The organism is Paenibacillus sp. LT-B23 (assembly GCF_059417685.1).
The window spans coordinates 131,151-149,921 of the sequence record NZ_JBSQBM010000006.1; the positions used below are offsets into that span (position 1 = coordinate 131,151).

Here is an 18,771-nt window from a genome sequence, read left to right on the forward strand (position 1 = left end):
TTAACATTCCCCCTATGTGAAATAAACGCAAATTTTATGATCCCCGATCTGTTGAATCGGAATATCCATATCGTACAAATCCTTTAATACCTGACTATCAATCATCTCGTCAGCCGTTCCCTGCTTCAGTAGCCTGCCGTCCTTCATCCCCACAATATAGTCCGAATAGCAGGAGGCAAAGTTAATGTCGTGAAGCACGACCAGAATCGTTTTGCCGAGATCATCCACCAAAGCGCGCAGCGTCTTCATAATCTGAACCGAATGCTTCATATCCAGATTGTTCAGCGGCTCATCGAGCAGTATGTATTCCGTGTCCTGAGCCAGAATCATCGCAATAAAAGCCCGCTGCCGCTGTCCACCGCTAAGCAAATCAATATGCTTGTCCTTCATGTCCTCCAGTCCCATGTAGGCCATGGACTGCTCCACCATTTTGCGATCCTCGCTGTTCAATCTGCCCTGGGAATACGGAAAACGGCCGAAGCTGACCAGCTCCTTCACGGTTAAGCGGATGTTGACATCATTGGTCTGTTTTAAAATGGATATCTTCCGGGCCAGCTCCTCACTTTTCGTCAGACTCACGGATTGCCCATCAATCAGGATTTCACCCTCATCGCTGTCTGTCAGACGACTGATCATCGACAACAACGTGCTTTTTCCCGCGCCGTTAGGTCCAATAAAGGAGGTAATGGTGCCTTTCGGTACAGTGACGGATACCTGGTCCACCACATTTTTATTCCCGTAGCGTTTGGATACGTTTTTGACTTCTACCATGATTTATTCTCCCGCAGCAAAAGGTACAGGAAGTACACCCCCCCGATAAAGTTAATAATGACGCTGACCGTTGTCGATAAGTCGAATACTCTCTCTGCCAGCAGTTGGCATCCTGCCAATGCAATGACACTGACACAGATGGAGGCCGGAATAATATATCTGTGCCGATAGGTCTTCATAACTTGATAAGCCACATTCGCCACAATCAACCCGAGAAAAGTAATCGGTCCAACGAGCGCCGTGGAAATGGAGATGAGAATCGCCACGATCACCAGCAACCTTTTAATAATAAAACCGTACGGTAGCCCCAAGTTAATCGCATGCTCTCGTCCGAGCGACAGCACATCCAGATACTTGATGAACCTCCACGCATAAGCGAATACGAGCACAAGAATCACGACGGACAGCCACAGCAGCTCGGTGTTCACATTGCTAAAGCTGGCAAAGCTTTTGTCCTGAATTTTGGCATATTCGTTCGGATCAATCAGCACTTCCATAAAGGTAGATAAACTGTTGAACAGCGTGCCGAACACCAGACCAATCAGTAGAAGTACATAAATCCCGCGTCCGTCCTTGCGAAAAATTAATTTGTACAATAAACCCGCGAACAGCACCATCAGTCCCACAGATAATAAGAAATTCAGCTCTCTGCTGGTCGAAATGAACGGTACAGAGCCAAATGCAAAAACAATGGTCGTTTGAACCAGCATATACAGTGAATCCAGTCCGATAATGCCCGGGGTCAAAATTTTGTTATTGGTAATCGTCTGGAAAATAACCGTTGCAAAAGCAATCGATCCACCTGTCAGGATGAAGGCTGCGATCTTTTTCAATCTTCGTGGCAGCGCGTAGTGCCAGGTATGCGGAAGATCTATAAACACGAAAGCAGCAATCAACAGAAGCGCGGCAGCGGCTAATATGCCGATTTTTAATTTAGGATTCATAGGCCCTTCTCCTCAACAGCAAATACAAGAACAACGCGCTCCCGATCACACCAACCGTAAGCCCTACAGATATTTCATACGGATAAATGATGACCCGTCCCAAAATATCGCAAAAAAGCACAAAGACGGCGCCCAAGGTCGCGGTATGGGCCAAACTTTTTTTCAGATTATCGCCCATATACATGCTGACCAGATTGGGTACAACCAGCCCCAGAAAAGGGATCGTTCCCACGGTCAATATGACTACGGAGGAAACCAAAGCCACGATCACCAGACCAACATTGACGGTGCGCTTGTAATGTACGCCCAAATTTGCCGCAAAATCCTCGCCCATGCCTGCAATTGTGAAACGATTCGCATATATGTACGCCAATGCAACCAAAGGAACACTAAGATACAGCATCTCATAGCGACCACTCATCACCAGTGAAAAATCACCCTGCATCCACGAGGAAATGCTCTGGATCAAATTGTATTTATAGGCGAAAAAGGTCGTCACCGAATTTAAAATGCCCCCGAACATTAAACCGACCAGCGGGATAAATACCGGGTCCTTGAAACGGATTTTATCCAGTATTTTCATGAAAATCAGTGTCCCCGCCAGGGCAAACCCGAAAGCCGTCAGCATCTTCGTCCAAAATCCAGCCGCTCCAAACACCATAATGGCCATCAGCACACCTAATCGTGCCGCGTCCATCGTCCCTGCGGTGGTGGGCGATACAAATCGGTTCCGGGTAAGCTGCTGCATAATAAGCCCACAGATACTCATACTCGCTCCTGCGATGATGATGCTGATCAAACGCGGTAGTCTGCTAATCAGGAGCACCTGCGCCTGATCATTGGTTAAGTGGAACAAATCAAGTGGAGTTACATCATGAACACCGATAAAAACCGAGGCGAAGGCCAGTACCAGAAAAGCCAGTATTAAATAACGCAATTTCATGTTCTAACCAAGGGAGCCTGTTCTCCAACAACCTGTTCCAAGCTTCGGCCCTGTCCTCCCCTCCAATAATGATAATCATTATCAAAAATCAACTAGCATAAATTATATCAGTCATCTCTTATCTGTCAAATTTTTTTGAAATGAATGTAGTATGAAAAAAGTAGGGTAAGCACCTGAATAGCTTAGGAGCAGATGAGCAAAAAAGAGCAATATCCTGTAAAATGGAAATAGAGAATTTGGAGACCCTCTTTTACATTTTTATTGTGAGCGTTTCTTGGAATTCGGGGCTCGATAGCTTGGTTAACCAAAAAACAGGAGGAGAATGATGAATTACATATTAATCGTCGAGGACGATAGCGCCTTGAGTAACGGTATTGTTCTTGCCCTTAAAGAACCTAACAACGTATTTGTGCAAACGTATGACATAGCTGCTGCAAGAGAACAATTGAACGTCACTGCCTTTGACCTGGTGATTCTTGATGTAAACTTGCCGGATGGGAATGGACTCGACCTTTTAACCCATATACGAAAAAAAACAACTATACCAGTCGTCGTACTGACTGCGAATGATATGGAAACAGATATTGTCACTGGTTTCGAACTGGGTGCTGACGACTATATCACCAAGCCTTTCAGTCTCATGGTACTGAGAGCAAGAGTCGGCGTTCAGCTAAAAAGAGCTGGGTATCCACTTTCCGATTCCTTTCAGCTTGATGGTTTTTCTTTTTCTTTTAACAAAATGGAATTTATTAAGAATGGTACGCCCATTGAACTAAGTAAAACTGAACAAAAGTTGTTGCGCATCCTAATCGATAATCGAGGCAATACTGTATCTCGCGATCATTTGATAGACAGCATCTGGACTGATGGAGCTGAGTATGTAGGTGAAAACGCATTGTCTGTTACAGTAAAAAGGCTGCGGGATAAATTGGAGGATTCGCCCTCCTCTCCTCGATACATTAAGACGGTTTATGGTATTGGCTACACATGGGCGGTGAGATAATTTGGCAGCACTTAATTACGTATGTATTGGAATTACCATTACTGCTTTATTCGCTGCTGGGACTGTCATTCTTCTATATCGCAAAAATGTACATAAAACCATGAAAACCATTCAGGTGATGATTGATACCGCAATAGATGGCAACTTTTCAGAGCGTGTTTTCGACGAATCCGTTTTATCTGCAGTAGAGACAAAGCTGGCACGATTTCTTTCCATTTGTACTGTTTCCTCCAAAAATTTACTTGCGGAAAAAAACAAAATAAATGAGCTTATTTCCGATATTTCACATCAAACGAAAACACCATTGGCCAACATCCTGCTTTATTCCCAACTAATTAGCGAATACGAACTATCGCAGGATACCTCCACTTGTGTGAAAGCTCTATCTGCACAGGCCGAAAAGCTTAACTTCCTGATCCATGCATTAGTGAAAACTTCGCGGCTTGAAACGGGGATTATCACAGTAACGCCAAGGCGGGAATCTATTCAAAAGCTCCTTGATGCTGCACTGGAGCAAATTATGCCAAAAGCAGATGCCAAAGGGATTTCAGTTGTTATGGAGGACACAGTTATTCATGCTTGCTTTGATCTGAAATGGACGGCCGAAGCAGTCCACAATATTATGGATAATGCTGTGAAATATACAAAAACCGGCGGGAGCATCATCATAAAAGTGATCGCGTATGATTTGTTTTGCCGGATCGATATTACCGACAGTGGTATAGGGATTGCAGAAGAAGAACAAGGTAAAATCTTTACCCGCTTCTATCGCTCCCCTACTGTTAACTCGCAGGAGGGTGTAGGTATTGGACTGTTTTTAGCTAGAGAAATCATCGCTGCGGAGGGTGGTTACATCAAGGTACGGTCACGCTACGGCAGTGGCTCCACCTTCTCTATTTTTCTTTCTATGGATACTTAATTCTTTCAACACCGTTAGATTTCAGAAAGATTGTAGAAAGATTGATATGATACAGTTTGTATTTGCAGGGCGCCACAAATACAGACTTTATATGGAGGAGAAAGTGTATGGCTCTATTAAAAACTCAGGAGTTGAAAAAGCACTACGGCAACGGGGATACTGCTGTCCACGCTTTAGACGGTGTGAACCTGAAGGTGGAAAGCGGAGAATTTGTCGCCATTGTTGGTACGTCCGGGAGCGGCAAATCTACCCTTCTTCATATGCTGGGTGGACTTGATCGTCCAACAAGCGGAAATGTTATGATTGACGGCAAAGATATTTTTACGTTGAAAGACGAAGAATTGACCATTTTTCGCAGACGAAAGATTGGCTTCGTGTTTCAAAATTACAACCTGGTGCCTGTCTTGAATGTCTACGAAAATATTGTGCTTCCTATTGAACTGGATGGTAAAGAGCCAGACAAAACCCACATAGATAAAATTGTACATACCTTGGGCCTTGACCACAAAATGAATAATCTGCCAAACAATCTTTCCGGTGGACAACAGCAACGTGTAGCCATTGCCAGAGCACTGGCAGCCAAGCCCGCCATTATCTTGGCAGATGAACCCACCGGAAACCTGGACAGTAAAACGAGTCTGGATGTGATGGGATTGATCAAAGTATCCAGCCAGCAGTTCCGCCAATCGATAGTGATGATTACCCACAACGAGGAAATTGCGCAAATGGCAGACCGGATCATCCGAATTGAAGACGGTAAAATGGTCGGCGGTGAAGGTAAATGATCAAGGTTAGAAATAAAAAAGCAATCCGCAGTCTGGCTGATAAGAGTTTCAAAGTGAACAAAACCCGTAACATAATTGCCATTGTTGCCATAGCACTAACCTCATTGCTATTTACAACACTGTTCACTATGGGGATTGGCGCTGTTGAAAACTTACAACGGGCGACCATGCGACAGGTCGGTGGAGATGGACATGCCGTACTTAAGTATATAACGGATGACGAATTTAATCATGTCAAGAATCATCCATTGATCAAGGAAATAGCTTATAACCGTATATTAAGCGATCGAGTTATGAACGATAAATTTCTAAAACGCCATACGGAGTTCTGGTATTACGATGATGTAGGGATGAAGCTTGGTTTTATTGAGCTTAAAGAGGGGCGTAAGCCTGCGGTGGAAAATGAAGTAATCGCAGACTCCAAGACGTTGCAGCTATTGGGTGTTCCACTGGAGGTGGGAGCACCTTTGAGGCTAAAGCTTGACATACGAGGTAAAGAAGTACAGCGTAATTTTATCCTATCCGGCTGGTGGAAAAGCGATCCTGTGGTTAACGTAGGACAAATATTCGCTTCTAAAGCCTATGTCGATGTTCATGCTCAGGAATTACAAAGCAACTATAAAAAGGATCACTTCTATACAGGAACCATTAGTGCATATATGATGTTCGACAACAGCCTTGATTTGCAGGGAAAGCTCAGTAAAGTGATTACCGAAAGCGGGTATTCGCTTGACGAAGATGCACCGAACTATATCGCGAATAATGTAAATTGGTCATACATCTCAACCAATTTTAGTTTGGATACAGACACAATCATAGCGTTAACTTCTGCCCTGTTACTGATCATGTTTACCGGTTATTTGATTATATATAATATTTTCCAAATATCAGTGATGCGAGATATCCGTTTTTACGGTCTCTTAAAGACGATCGGTACAAGCGGCAAGCAGATCCGCCGGATTATTCGCAGACAAGCGCTGATTCTATCAGCGCTAGGAATCCCGATCGGATTGATAGCAGGTTTTTTTATTGGTAAATCGCTCGTGCCTTTTATCATAAATATGAGTGTGTTTAACGGTACCGAGATAGCGGTATCCCCTAACCCATGGATTTTTGTCGGATCTGCTCTGTTCGCTCTCATTACCGTAATGATCAGCACTTTCAAACCCGGCAGAGTTGCGTCATCCGTATCGCCGGTAGAAGCAGTAAGATACACAGGCGGGGTAAACAAGAGCAATGGTAAGCTGAAAAAATCAACCGGAGGCGCAAAAATCCACCTCATGGCTCGTTCCAATTTGGGACGCAATAAAAAACGCACCGTTTTAGTGGTTATGAGTCTTTCTTTAAGTTTGGTTCTTCTGAATACAGTATTCACACTATCTCAGAGCTTTGATATGGATAAATTTTTATCCAAATTTAATGATACCGATTTTCTCATTGCTCATGCTGAATATTTCCAGGTTCCCAGCAGTTTCAGCGGCCATGAAAATGAGACCACTGAAAGTTTTATTAAGGCTGTACAGGCACAACCAGGCTTTGAAGAAGGCGGCCGATTGTACGGTGATCCAACAGCTTTCACGGCTGAGAATACAAAGGGAATTACGGATGATACCCAGAACACTGACGCTCGCGGCAACTTCCTTGTAGAAGTGTATGGGCTGGAAGATTTACCCCTGCATCGGCTGCAATTGATTGATGGTGAACTTGATTTTAAAAAACTAGCTTCCGGTAGGTATATCCTGGAGGGAGTCGAACTGAATGACAATGACAAGCCTTACATGGAATTCATTCATCATAAAGTGGGAGAAAACGTTACTTTGCAAAGTTATGTGAGAACAGCAGATGCTCCACTGGATAGAGAGTATATAACGCAAAAGTTTACAGTACTTGGCCATGTGGGTATCAAATCTACCAATTCGAATCGCCTTTATACTGGCTATAACCTCTACCTCCCTGCGGATATATACAAGTCACTTGTAAAACAGCCCGCTGTAATGAGTTATGCCTTTAATGTATCCTCATCTCAAGAAGCGTCCATACAGAACTTTTTGAAGCGCTACACTGAAACAATCGAACCGATGATGAACTACGAATCCAAAATCACATCACGGGACGCTTTATCAGGTATGCAAACCACCGTTGAGATGATCGGCGGCCTGCTCAGCTTGATTATTGGCCTGATTGGTATCCTGAACTTTATAAATGCGATTTTAACCAGCATACTGACCCGCCGCAATGAATTTGCTATGCTGCAGAGCATAGGCATGACCAAAAAGCAACTGCGGGGAATGCTGATTTATGAAGGGTTATATTATGTTTGGGCTACTAGCCTAACCTCTATTCTATTGGCAGTTCTATTTTCTATTTTGATTGTGAAACCGTTTTGCAACTTGCTGTGGCTTTTAAGCTATCACTTTATAATCTGGCCACTTCTAGTCTTATTGCCTTTACTATTATTGCTTGGGATACTTATTCCAGTAGCGGTCTATTCTATGAACGACAAACAAAGTATAGTGGAGCGGCTTCGAGAATCGGAGTAGATTTACCGAGAAAGTCCATAATACCAGTGGGAATAATAAAAAGATGACTCCTGATCAATTCAGAAGTCATCTTTTATGCTTAGAATGGTCTTTTTTACAGAACGTTACGGCCTCCACTCTTCCCGTAAAAGCCCCATTCGGATCGAATCATAATACTTTCCATTATAATATCTGCACTTGCGAAGCCGGGCCTCCAAGGTCATCCCCAGCTTCTCCCCAACCTTCATCATCCGATGGTTTCCTGACCAGGTTGTAAAGCCTACTCTTACTAGAGGTAGTGTATTAAACAAATGCGTGATCCACAGTCGCAATGCTCTGGTACCAAACCCACCGCTCCAATACTGCGAATCATAAATGCCAATTCCCATTTCAAGCCATTGGGAAGGCTTATGCTCCCAATAATAGCTCACTGATCCAATGACCTTACCTTCCACTTCAATGAGCCAAAAGTCATCTTGCCCGATTCGCTTTTCCTTATCTTTTAAATAATCATCAAAAGAAAGTGTCTTATGTTCATAATAAGGTGCATCCCATTGCTTCCATTCCGGTGCTTCTTCTCTATAAGTTAACGTCCAAAGAGCCTGTAAGTCTTCTTCTGTAACGGGCCTAATGGTTAAATCCTTATCCGTATACAACGAACACACTCCTTCTAAATAAATTCCCAATCTGCTTTTAAGTATTTATTTTACATGAATATGCATTATTTTGTATTTCTTTTCCCCAACAGTTCTTGGAGCCAGGATACGTAATTTGAGTTGACAATCGCTCCAAAATCATATATCTTAATATCAAGACAATAAATATTAAGCAACGTTTACTACTGTTCATTTCGCTTTTACATGCTAATCATATAAAACCAAGGAGGACAATGACATGAAACTGTTAGGATTGCATCACGTTTCGGCGATTACAGCGGCGGCGGCTAAGAATGTTGATTTTTATACTCAGGTAATGGGTCTTCGACTCATTAAGAAAACGGTGAATCAGGATGATGTGAGCGTTTATCACCTCTTTTATGGAGATGAGCGCGGAACGGCTGGTACCGAAGTCACTTTCTTTGAAATCCCACATGCGGGGCAAACTCGTACGGGGAATAACAGTATTTCGGCGCTTTCCCTGCGGGTACCGAATGACAAGGCACTGGATTACTGGAAAGACCGTTTCGAGCAATTGGATGTAAAACATGGTGAAATTACGGATCAAGCGGGACGTTTGGCGCTTTCGTTTGAGGATTTTGAAGGGCAGCGCTTCTTCCTGGTTTCGGATGAGCATGACAACGGAGTGCGAGGCGGCACGCCTTGGGAGAAAAGCCCTGTTCCTGCTGAATACGGCATCGTCGGACTTGGCCCGGTTCATCTGACCATTCCAAAAGCGGAGAACACGATCCTCATTCTGGAACAGGTGATGGGCTTCCGCAAAAAGGGTTCCTATCCTTCCCCTGTTGCCGGACAACCGGATGTAGTCATCTATGAAACAGGTGCAGGTGGTACCGGAACTGAGATTCATCTGGAAGAACGCAACGACCTCCCACAAGAGCGACCAGGACGCGGCAGTGTGCATCATGTAGCCTTCCGTGTTGAAACCGAAGAAGAGCTCAAACAATGGGTAGAACGTATTAGTCAGCTGCAAATTTCCAACTCAGGCTTTGTAGATCGTTTCTATTTCCGCTCCTTGTACTTCCGCGAGCCAAACGGCATTCTGTTTGAATTGGCTACCGATGGACCTGGCTTTGATACCGACGAGGAATTGGAGTTTCTAGGAGAATCTCTGTCACTGCCTCCATTCTTGGAGTCGCGCCGTGCATCAATTGAAGCCAATCTCAAACCGCTCAACACCAAACATTAATAGGGGTATTTGCTTTAAAATCACACAAAGCCGGGACTTCTACATCATGTAGAGGTTCCCGGCTTTTTTCGTGCAACTGCCCTGCTTTCATTTAAAAAAAGCATCTCATCTGCAAGCTTCCAGCTTTGACAGGTAAGCAAAATGCCCTTTTTAGTTATGCTTACAGCTTTTTATCATCCACACTGTTCAGCCATTCTTCAATTTCTCCGATTACAGAGGCGATACATCCATCCTGGAACGGCGAGATCAGACCAGCCAGCTCAACCAAACCGGTAAAAGAACGACTTCCCCCGGCACGGCACAGCTTCAAGTAATCTTCCCACGCAGCTTTTCGGTCGATGCTCATACGTTTCCAGAATTGGAATGCGCACAATTGTGCGAGTGTGTAGTCGATATAGTAGAACGGAGATTGGAAAATATGTCCCTGCTTATGCCAGAACCCGCCCTGCTCCAGATACTCGTTGCCTTCATAGTCCAAATGCGGTTTATACTTGCGTTCAATGGAGCGCCATGCGCTTTTACGTTCGGCTGGCGTCCAGTCTGGATGTTCATATACTGCATGCTGAAATTCATCCACAGCTACGCCGTAAGGGACAAACAACAACGATGAGGACAAATGTTCAAAGTGATATTTATCCGTATCGTCCTCGAAGAACAGCTTCATCCAGGGCCATGCAAAAAACTCCATACTCATGGAATGAATTTCAGCCGCCTCCATGGTTGGCCAGTGGTATTCGGGGATTTCAAAATGCCGACTTTCGTACACCTGAAAGGCATGGCCCGCTTCATGCGTCAACACATCGATATCACCGGATGTACCATTGAAATTGGAGAAAATAAACGGCGTGCCAAACTCGCTCAAAAATGTGCAGTAGCCTCCGCTTTGCTTGCCTTTTTTGCTAGTCAGGTCCATCAACCCACGTTCGATCATAAAGCTGAAAAATCCATGTGTTTCCGGTGAAAGCTCCTCATACATACGCGCTCCATTACGAATGATCCACTCCGGGTCGCCTTTGGGTGTAGGATTGCCTGACAAAAAGTTAAAGCCTTCATCATAATAGCGAAGCTGATCCACTCCGATCCGCTCGCGTTGGCGTTCCTTGAGCTTTGTTGCCAGCGGAACGATATGTTTCAGCACTTGTTCGCGAAAATTGGCAACCATAGTGGCGTTGTAATCGGTACGACCCAAACGGGCATAGCCCAGCTCTACAAAGTTATCGTAGCCCAGCTTGTGCGCCATGCGCGTGCGTACCTTAACCAGTTCATCGTAAATTCGATCCAGCTCGTCCTCATGCTCGCTCATAAATTGATACTTGGCCTCGGAGGCCTGTTTGCGTGTCTCCCGGTTTGTAGCCATTTCAAAAGGCAGAAGCTGCGACAATGTACGTTCTTCTCCCTCGAACGGGATCTTCGCCGAAGCAATCAATTGGGAGTATTCGGAGGTCAGCTTATTTTCCTGCTGCAAATCCTCAATAATATCCGGGTGGAACGACTTGAGTGATACCTCGGCAATACTGAAAAGCTGGCTGCCCCACTGGCTCTCTAGCTCGGCTCTGAACGGCGAGTCTACCAATGCACGATAGTAATCGGTTACATACTCCTGAATGACTGGCATGAAATCATCAGCATACTCTTGCTCTGCTTTGTAAAATGTGTCCTCCGTATCAATGGAGTGCCGAACCTCTACTAATTGCAATTGCGTTTCCACGTTACTGCGCAGCTTATTAATGGCATGAATAACTTCATTTTGACGCTCTACGCTGTCCGCTTCACGAAACTGCTGCAAAAGCGTTTTAAACCGCTGTTCAATTTCAGCTTGCTCTGGTCGGGTATAAGCCATTTGGCTGAATAATGTCATTGCTTCGAGTCCTCCCTAAATTTAATAAATCTGATGCTTATTATACAGTACGACTAGAGCAAACTGGAAGATATAATTCCAAAAAAATACAACGTCAAAAACCGCAATACCAAGTATTGCGGCTTAAAGACTCTAGCCTAAACGCTAACGATCGGAGATGCACTGCCTAATGCAGCCATTTGAGGAGTTTGCAAAAATCCAATAAGCGACTTCCAATGAATAATGTATAGATCGAAATGGTCTAGTTCGTCTATATATTGCACTTTGGAGCGACTGGAATCGAATTTTGCAAAATCCTGATTTTATAAGTGCATTCAGCTTTAGTGATTTTGCAAACGATGTGCCGCATGCAGAGTCGGGCCGACGAATTCGTTCAGCTTGAAGCTGCCTTCAATCGCCTGTGTAATGAATTTTTTGGCCTGATCCACCGCTTCACGTACAGTCAGCCCTTGGGCCAAGCCAGCCGTTACCGCTGCCGAAGTTGTACAGCCTGCACCATGGGTGAAGCTTGTTTTCACAACATCCGCCTCGAACCAGTCGAAGGTAATTCCGTCATAAAGCAGATCCATCGCTTTACCTGCACGGATTTTGCCACGGTCCTTAATCAGCACGTGCTTCGCCCCGCGCTCATGGATAATCGCCGCTGCTTGCTGCATCTGTTCCAGCGTCGTAATTGGTCCGTTCTTCGCCAGTTGCGAAGCCTCGAATAAATTCGGCGTGACCAGATCAGCGCCCGGAATCAAAAATTCCAGCATCGCTTCTGTATTTTCCGGCTGAAGCACTTCATCCGTACCTTTGCAGACCATAACCGGATCAATAACGACCCGTTTAAGATCATGCTTGCGCAGATGGCTGGCAACCAGTTCAATAATATCAACGGAACCGAGCATACCCGTTTTCATCGCGTCAAAGCCAATACCTTCCAATACCGTACGCAGTTGTGCTTCTACCACATCCAACGCAACAGGATATACAAGATGGTCCCACGTTTTGGGTTCCATCGCAACTACGGTTGTCAATACAGTCATTCCATATACGCCAAGCTCCTGAAAGGTTTTCAGGTCTGCCTGAATACCCGCGCCGCCGCTGGTGTCGGAGCCGGCTATCGTTAATGTTTTGGGAATCGTCATTTTCACATGCTCTCCTTCACTTACTGTGCTGCATTTATCCTAATCCCGCATGGGAAACTTGTCAACGCACAATGCGTTCTTCCTATGCTAAAAGTCACAGAAAAGAGTAGAATTAAAAAACGAGAACGTTCCCTTTTGACCAGGAGCATCCTCGCTAGAGTGGGATATATATTATGAATTCCAAAGATTACAAATACCCGCCGGTGCTGTGATCATAGGCATGATTCTTTTCATTTTCACGCACGCCCAGGCAAAACTTCTGATACGAATGCTGCTGTTCCGGGGTAGCGAAATTCCGATGCTGCTCAAACAAAACCATGCAACCGATAATATGTTCAGTATAGCTATTATCCACAGACAACTGTAAGCAATGCAGTGTTTGCCCCAGTCCCTCCGCATAATCACCCTTTCGAAAATGATATTCGGCATACACCTTACAAAAGGAGGCGAAGCGGAATGCATTAAAATGCTTGCGGTAGTGAGTGTCCCATTGATCCGGTGCAAGCTCCCAGAAGCTCTTGAGTTGCTGGCTGAATAGTCCCAGCTCGGCATCCACAAAGTAACCGAACCTGTTCGCTGATTCAAGCAGCGTATTCAAGCCTTCCAGCGTTTCGTCCGGATGCTCGCGCAAATACGTAATATATTCATAAATTGCAGAGGTATTGCCCATTTTAATTTCGATACAAAGCCGATTGCCTTGAGCATACACACGATGCATGTCCACTACTTTCTGGCCTTCCTCATCCAATCCTTCAAACCAGCTCAAATCTGCATACCCATCAATCCATTTCTTGGATTCCTCATACCTGCCCTGAAACTCATAGCAGCTGGCCTTGAGCAGATGACCCTGTGCATAATAGTAAACAAGCGGTTTGAGCAACTCCAGATGCTCATCTCCAAAGCGGTTCCGATTGCGGTATAGCGCATGAGCCAATTCTCGCAGCTCGTCCGCATACATTTCCATCTCGGACCATTGCATTTTTAACGCAAACACTTGAGATAGCATATGTAAGCCTTCCAATGCATAAGTTTCCGGCAACCGACTACGGTACAAGTGGAATTGCACAGCAGCCTTCAAGCTCCGCTTGTTATCCTTAATCTGAATCTGGAATATACGGAAATAGCTGATCGCTAACCGCTCGGAGTGGGTATACTTCTCACTCTCGATGACACAATTGTACAGAAGCATGGCCGCTTCATATCTCTCGTCCTCAAACATCGCTTCTGCGGTATCAAAAATAGCCGGAATGTTCGATAAATCATCCATCAGATAGTCAAGCACACTGCAAATACATTCCAGCTTGTTCAGCTCCGAACAACGGAGCAGAAACGGACGCAACCTCCTCCAGTGCGGTAAGGAATGAATAAAACATTCATCCACATACATCTCGAACAAGGCCCCTTCTTCCAAACCCATAGCCCCGGTAATCAGATCAAGCTGATTTACTGAAATCGGCCGTGGGGGATTCCGGTTAAGTATACCGCTAAGTGTACCCGGATTTACTTTGGAAGCGTCTGCGAAACATTGCATGGAAATACCTTCACGCTGAATATACTTTTCAATTTCTGCACGAATCGTGGTGTTTTTTTCCAAAGGGACACCCCCTCCATCAAATGATGGTGACTTTTTCATTACCTTTTAAACCAAAATTTGTTTAATCAAAGTATATGTCTAATCATAACGGAGGTCAATAACTTAAACGCGACTCAGGACATATAAAATTACGAATTTCGTACGATTTCAAATGATCCGTGTGCAAAAAGACCGCCCCCGGAGGGACAGTCTTTGCTTAACATATGATGCCATAGGCTCATACAGAATGGAAATTAGTTCGCTTTGGTCAGTGTTATGGTTGCTTTATCACTGCCCCCAGGTTACATTCCAGCCTGACAATTCGGTAATAAAGCGAAGCGGCACAACGGTTCTGCCGTCTTTGTTTACCAGAATGTTAGCGTCCGCCTTTTTCTGTGTTCCGTTCACGTCGACAATGTTTTTGCCTACCCAGAATTTCAGTGTATCGTTCCCGGCTTTCACCCATACCATTAGCGTTTTTGCATCCCATTTCACTTGAGCTCCAATACCTTCACCGAGGTAACGCAAAGGGATGTATGTCTTACCGCTCCATATGAACGAAGTGGTGTCCATTTGTGTCGTTTTATCGTTAATTTTCAGCGTATGGCTATCCACTTTCATCCAGACAGTCGTTATGCCGCTGGCATTCATCTTATCGGATGGAGCAGGAGCTACGGGTTCCGATGGTGTAGTTGGTTCAACAGACGCAGATGCAATTTCTTCTGCAAATTTGTCTATTTTGCGTCACAATCGCATTACTCAATACCTTTCCTACGCCAAACATGAATTTAAAGCCTTCACGGTTGGTTTGAATGAAGCAATCGCTGGCTGCATGTCCAAAGCATTCTGGTCAAGTGCCTTAAAGGCTGCGTCTGCATCTTTGGAGCCGTCGTACACCTTGGTCATCGCGATTACAGCTAATGCAAAATGCTCGGATAACAGATGATCCAGACTCGCTCTCAGTTCAATGGCTGGAGTCGCAACGGATGGCTTGCTGAGGTTGACTGTGGTTGGTGTGGCAGCAGCACCTGCTACTCCCCGGAATCACCAAAGACAAGCTGAGGACCGGAGCGATCCATTTTTCATTTTTTTCAATTTCATATTGTATTCACTCCCTCGTTGGATATGTTGTCATGTGTTGCTTACATACCGTATAACGGGGGAGCTTTCCGTTTGGATCACTTTAAATTTAAATTTTTTTCAAAAAAATTCAGGATCGCCCGAAATCCAGAGCAAATTTGGCGTATCCCTCTGCGGTTAATCCTTCATAAAGCAACTCTGAATGGGCTTTGGCGGCATCCGTTGCTTGCGGTGAGGTCAGGAACGTCACATGCGGGCGACCCGGCCATGGCGCGAGGGACCAGTGACCATCTGCTTGGGGCGTCAACGTCTTCATATGCCGTACATATTCGGTTAACACATGCCGATTCTCATCCGGTGAAGCGAGTACGATGCGTTCCCGGCCCGGATTGACCAATGTAGAGGAAAACGCGCGATAGTTGTTCGTGACGACCAAATAGCTTCGCTGCATATCCAATGGTTCTCCATCCAAGGTCATATGCAGGATTCTGTGCGCACTCGCCTCCTTCAATATTCCGGCAGCATCATATCTGGCGGGCTGCGTCACATCAATCTGGTACCTGATCCCGTCGATAATATCAAAATTAAAGCTCGGAAAATCCGGATCAATCAGCTCTTGCTCCTGTTCTGCATAAGGATCAATTTGTTGGAATTGTCCGGCAGACCATTCGAGCCATTCCCGAATTTCTCCCCCGGTCAGCCGAACGACATGCAGTGTGTTTGGAAAATTGTACAGATCGGCGATATGCTTGATCGCCAAAGTCCCCGCCGGAATATCGGTATAATACGAGGGGCCGTATCTGCCGCCTGTTTTAAAGGGAGCCGCTGCCGACAAAACGGGCAGACCTTCGTACTCACTCCCCTGCATCTGCTGCTTCACATACCAAATTTGCGCGTCGTTCACGAGTTGAACGGAAGCATCGTCCATCACCTGGGCAAAAAAGCTGTTTACTGCTAACGTCGTCTGGCCAACAGGTGCGCGAATATAGTCCAGCGTTCCGGCATGCTCTTCCGCAACCGCCTGCTGAATGGCAGCATCCGGCTGCACCAGCGCTTGCTTACGTACCGAATCATACACCGGACGTACCTCCGCAGAAGAGGCAGCCACTTGCCACGTTCCATCCATAAGAGTCAGGTCCAGATCAATGATACCCAGATGATCTCCCCAAAAGCCCGGCTCCACCGCCGGAATATCATGGATGGTGCCTCGCTCCGCGTCCACACCCGTTTTACCAACGAACGAAGGGCCGGGGAATACTTTATGTGCATGACCAAACAGAATCGCGTCAATTCCTTCCACCCTGCTCAGATGCAGCACCGCATTTTCCATATACGGCATTTCAGGAATATCTTCAAAACCCGCGTGAGGCATGGCAATGATCAGGTCGGCTCCCTCGGACTTCATTTGTGGAATAAACCGTCTCGCGGTCTCCAGCATATCCTTGACGATGATTTTCCCTTCCAGCCAAGCCTTGTCCCATTGCATAATTTGCGGAGGCACAAAGCCGATAATCCCCACCTTCAACAGATGCTCGAAGCCTGCTTCATCCTCCACCGTCTTGTCCAGTATCAGATAAGGTGTAAAGTAATTTCGTTCTTTTTCCACGACTGTATGGCTATCTGTAAAAATATCCTTCTCTGTATCTATATCTGTATCCGCCTGAATATAGATGTTGGCATTGATATAAGGAAACTTGGCTCCTTGAAGGCAAGTCTGCAAATATTCCAATCCATAGTTAAATTCGTGATTCCCGATATTGCCCGCTTCGTACCCAAGCAGATTCATCGCTTTGTAGGCAGGGTGCACGGCGTTCGGGTCCTGTTGGAGACGTTGTACTGCATAATCCCCCATCGGATTGCCTTGAATAACATCCCCGTTATCCAGCAGCAGGTGGTTGGGTACCTCGGACCGAGCCACCTGGATTAGACTGGCTGTTTGCGCAAGACCGTACTGCAACGTTTCCCGATCCGTATAATAATCGTAATTCCACAAGCTGACATGCAGATCGGTCGTAACCATAACACGGAATTTCACCCTCACAGGACATAGCGTCTGCTGTTGTACCTCTTTATTGATATCTGAAATATCCAATCCTGTTCTCTCCCTTAGCTTCGGTCATAGAGCTTGAACAAGTCTAACAAGGTACTGTTAAGAGAATGTTAAATGAATAGAAATGAGAGAGTATAAGATATATTTTACATACTTTTTACCAAAGTCAGGAATGGTTTTTACCCTAGCGACCGGACTAGCTGTTAAGATTCTGTTTGTCACAGAATTTACAGACTTTTTCAATTTTTCGTTATTACTATTTTTAGGGGGAAATTATTTTGTTTAAAAAAGCACTGACCTTGTGCATGACTTTCACACTGGCTGCGGGTCTCGCAGCATGCGGCTCCAATGCGAGCAATAACAACAGCGCGTCCACTCCAGGCACAGATGGCACGAAAAGCGAAAGCACAGCCTATGTTCCTACAGAGTTAAAAGTACAGTTCGTTCCTTCCCAAAATGCAGATACGCTCGAAGCTAAAGCCAAGCCACTCGAAAAGCTGCTGGGCGACAAGCTCGGAATTCCGGTGAAAGTAACCGTTTCTCCTGACTATAACACGATTGTGGAAGCCATGTCTTCCAAACAGGTAGATGTAGGTTTCCTTCCACCGAATGCCTATGTTCTGGCACACGATAACCGTAAAGCAGCCGATTTGCTGCTGCAAGCCCAACGCTACGGCATTGATGATGCCACAGGCAAGGACACAACTGAAAAAGTAAACTTTTATAAATCGATGATCGTGGTGAAAAAGGATTCTCCGATCCAAAGCCTGGCTGACCTGAAAGGCAAAAAAGTCGGCTGGCAAAATGTAACCTCCTCCGCAGGCTATGTGTATCCCGCAGCAGAGCTGAAGAAAGCTGGTGTGGACCCGGACACGGATGTGCAGGGCGTAACGATCAAAGGCCATGATGCCGCTATCCTAGCGCTGCTGAACGGTCAGGTTGATGCTGTAGCTGTTTTCCAGGATGCCCGCAATACGGTGAAGAAGGAAATTCCGGATGTATTCGAAAAAACACGCGTCATTCATTACACCGCTAAAATTCCGAATGACACGGTCAGCGTTCGTTCCGATATGGATCAGGCGTGGAGAGACAAAATCAGTCAAGCCTTTATTGATATCGCCAAAGACCCGGAGGGCGGTCAAATCATTAAAGAAATTTATACGCATGTAGGCTATGAAAAGGGCGACGATAAAAACTTCGATTCTGTTCGTGAATATGCCGAAGCCGTCGGCCAAGCAGTTAAGTAATAGGAGCAAACGCGTAATTGTAATGAAGCAGTAGCTACGAAACAGGCTTTACGAATGACAGGGCAGCACCGTCCATGTATTCA

Annotated in this window: 16 protein-coding genes; 7 read left to right on the forward strand and 9 right to left on the reverse strand. The window is 45.4% G+C overall.

Going from position 1 to position 18,771, the window contains the following annotated elements; all coding sequences use genetic code 11:
- Positions 1-12: 12 nt before the first annotated feature.
- Genes ACWXW9_RS09950 through ACWXW9_RS09960 form a run of 3 tightly spaced genes read right to left on the reverse strand, consistent with a single transcriptional unit; the run spans position 13 to position 2,658 of the window.
- Positions 13-771, reverse strand: coding sequence for an iron ABC transporter ATP-binding protein (locus tag ACWXW9_RS09950; RefSeq protein WP_494929268.1), 759 nt, complete (start codon positions 769-771; stop codon positions 13-15).
- Entirely contained in the window at positions 765-1,715 is a 951-nt protein-coding gene (locus ACWXW9_RS09955; protein ID WP_494929269.1) for an iron chelate uptake ABC transporter family permease subunit, read from the reverse strand. The genes ACWXW9_RS09950 and ACWXW9_RS09955 overlap by 7 nt, the downstream gene beginning before the upstream one ends.
- Positions 1,705-2,658, reverse strand: coding sequence for an ABC transporter permease (locus tag ACWXW9_RS09960; RefSeq protein ID WP_014278186.1), 954 nt, complete (start codon positions 2,656-2,658; stop codon positions 1,705-1,707). The genes ACWXW9_RS09955 and ACWXW9_RS09960 overlap by 11 nt, the downstream gene beginning before the upstream one ends.
- Positions 2,659-2,983: 325 nt before the next feature.
- Here ACWXW9_RS09960 and ACWXW9_RS09965 point away from each other — a divergent pair, with 325 nt between their 5' ends.
- The 4 genes from ACWXW9_RS09965 to ACWXW9_RS09980 all read left to right on the forward strand — a co-directional run bounded on the left by ACWXW9_RS09965 (position 2,984) and on the right by ACWXW9_RS09980 (position 7,905).
- Positions 2,984-3,661: a response regulator transcription factor gene (locus tag ACWXW9_RS09965; protein WP_494929357.1), complete on the forward strand. Its 678-nt coding sequence runs from the start codon at positions 2,984-2,986 to the stop codon at positions 3,659-3,661.
- Between the two features lies 1 nt (position 3,662).
- Positions 3,663-4,580: a sensor histidine kinase gene (locus ACWXW9_RS09970; protein ID WP_494929270.1), complete on the forward strand. Its 918-nt coding sequence runs from the start codon at positions 3,663-3,665 to the stop codon at positions 4,578-4,580.
- A 107-nt stretch (positions 4,581-4,687) separates the two neighbouring features.
- On the forward strand, positions 4,688-5,365 hold the full coding sequence (locus ACWXW9_RS09975; protein ID WP_494929271.1) for an ABC transporter ATP-binding protein: 678 nt from the start codon (positions 4,688-4,690) through the stop codon (positions 5,363-5,365).
- Complete coding sequence (locus tag ACWXW9_RS09980; RefSeq protein ID WP_494929272.1) at positions 5,362-7,905, forward strand: ABC transporter permease; 2,544 nt, start codon at positions 5,362-5,364, stop codon at positions 7,903-7,905. Before ACWXW9_RS09975 ends, ACWXW9_RS09980 begins: the two co-directional genes overlap by 4 nt.
- A 104-nt stretch (positions 7,906-8,009) precedes the next feature.
- On the opposite strand, the gene ACWXW9_RS09985 is transcribed toward ACWXW9_RS09980, so the two are convergent.
- Positions 8,010-8,540 (reverse strand): GNAT family N-acetyltransferase, encoded by a 531-nt coding sequence (locus ACWXW9_RS09985; RefSeq protein WP_494929273.1) that lies wholly within the window; start codon positions 8,538-8,540, stop codon positions 8,010-8,012.
- Positions 8,541-8,778: 238 nt separating this feature from the next.
- On the opposite strand from ACWXW9_RS09985, the gene ACWXW9_RS09990 reads away from it, so the two are divergent.
- Positions 8,779-9,750: a ring-cleaving dioxygenase gene (locus ACWXW9_RS09990; protein ID WP_494929274.1), complete on the forward strand. Its 972-nt coding sequence runs from the start codon at positions 8,779-8,781 to the stop codon at positions 9,748-9,750.
- A gap of 160 nt (positions 9,751-9,910) precedes the next feature.
- Here the strand turns inward: ACWXW9_RS09990 and ACWXW9_RS09995 are convergent, their stop codons facing one another.
- From ACWXW9_RS09995 to ACWXW9_RS10010, 4 genes are all read right to left on the reverse strand, one after another.
- Positions 9,911-11,608, reverse strand: coding sequence for a M3 family oligoendopeptidase (locus tag ACWXW9_RS09995; protein ID WP_494929275.1), 1,698 nt, complete (start codon positions 11,606-11,608; stop codon positions 9,911-9,913).
- A 320-nt stretch (positions 11,609-11,928) separates the two neighbouring features.
- A complete protein-coding gene (gene thiD / locus ACWXW9_RS10000; protein WP_494929276.1) occupies positions 11,929-12,738 on the reverse strand; it encodes a bifunctional hydroxymethylpyrimidine kinase/phosphomethylpyrimidine kinase in 810 nt (269 codons plus the stop codon).
- A gap of 187 nt (positions 12,739-12,925) precedes the next feature.
- Entirely contained in the window at positions 12,926-14,332 is a 1,407-nt protein-coding gene (locus ACWXW9_RS10005) for a DNA-binding protein (RefSeq protein ID WP_494929277.1), read from the reverse strand.
- 267 nt (positions 14,333-14,599) lie between these two features.
- The gene (locus ACWXW9_RS10010) at positions 14,600-14,932 is read right to left on the reverse strand and encodes a copper amine oxidase N-terminal domain-containing protein (protein WP_494929278.1); all 333 of its coding nucleotides are present in this window, start codon (positions 14,930-14,932) and stop codon (positions 14,600-14,602) included.
- A gap of 13 nt (positions 14,933-14,945) precedes the next feature.
- Here ACWXW9_RS10010 and ACWXW9_RS10015 point away from each other — a divergent pair, with 13 nt between their 5' ends.
- Positions 14,946-15,257 (forward strand): hypothetical protein, encoded by a 312-nt coding sequence (locus tag ACWXW9_RS10015; protein ID WP_494929279.1) that lies wholly within the window; start codon positions 14,946-14,948, stop codon positions 15,255-15,257.
- 264 nt (positions 15,258-15,521) lie between these two features.
- On the opposite strand, the gene ACWXW9_RS10020 is transcribed toward ACWXW9_RS10015, so the two are convergent.
- Positions 15,522-17,483, reverse strand: coding sequence for a bifunctional 2',3'-cyclic-nucleotide 2'-phosphodiesterase/3'-nucleotidase (locus ACWXW9_RS10020; RefSeq protein WP_494929280.1), 1,962 nt, complete (start codon positions 17,481-17,483; stop codon positions 15,522-15,524).
- A gap of 236 nt (positions 17,484-17,719) precedes the next feature.
- On the opposite strand from ACWXW9_RS10020, the gene ACWXW9_RS10025 reads away from it, so the two are divergent.
- Positions 17,720-18,688, forward strand: a complete 969-nt coding sequence (locus ACWXW9_RS10025) for a phosphate/phosphite/phosphonate ABC transporter substrate-binding protein (RefSeq protein WP_044644543.1) — start codon at positions 17,720-17,722, stop codon at positions 18,686-18,688.
- The last annotated feature ends 83 nt before the right edge of the window (positions 18,689-18,771 follow it).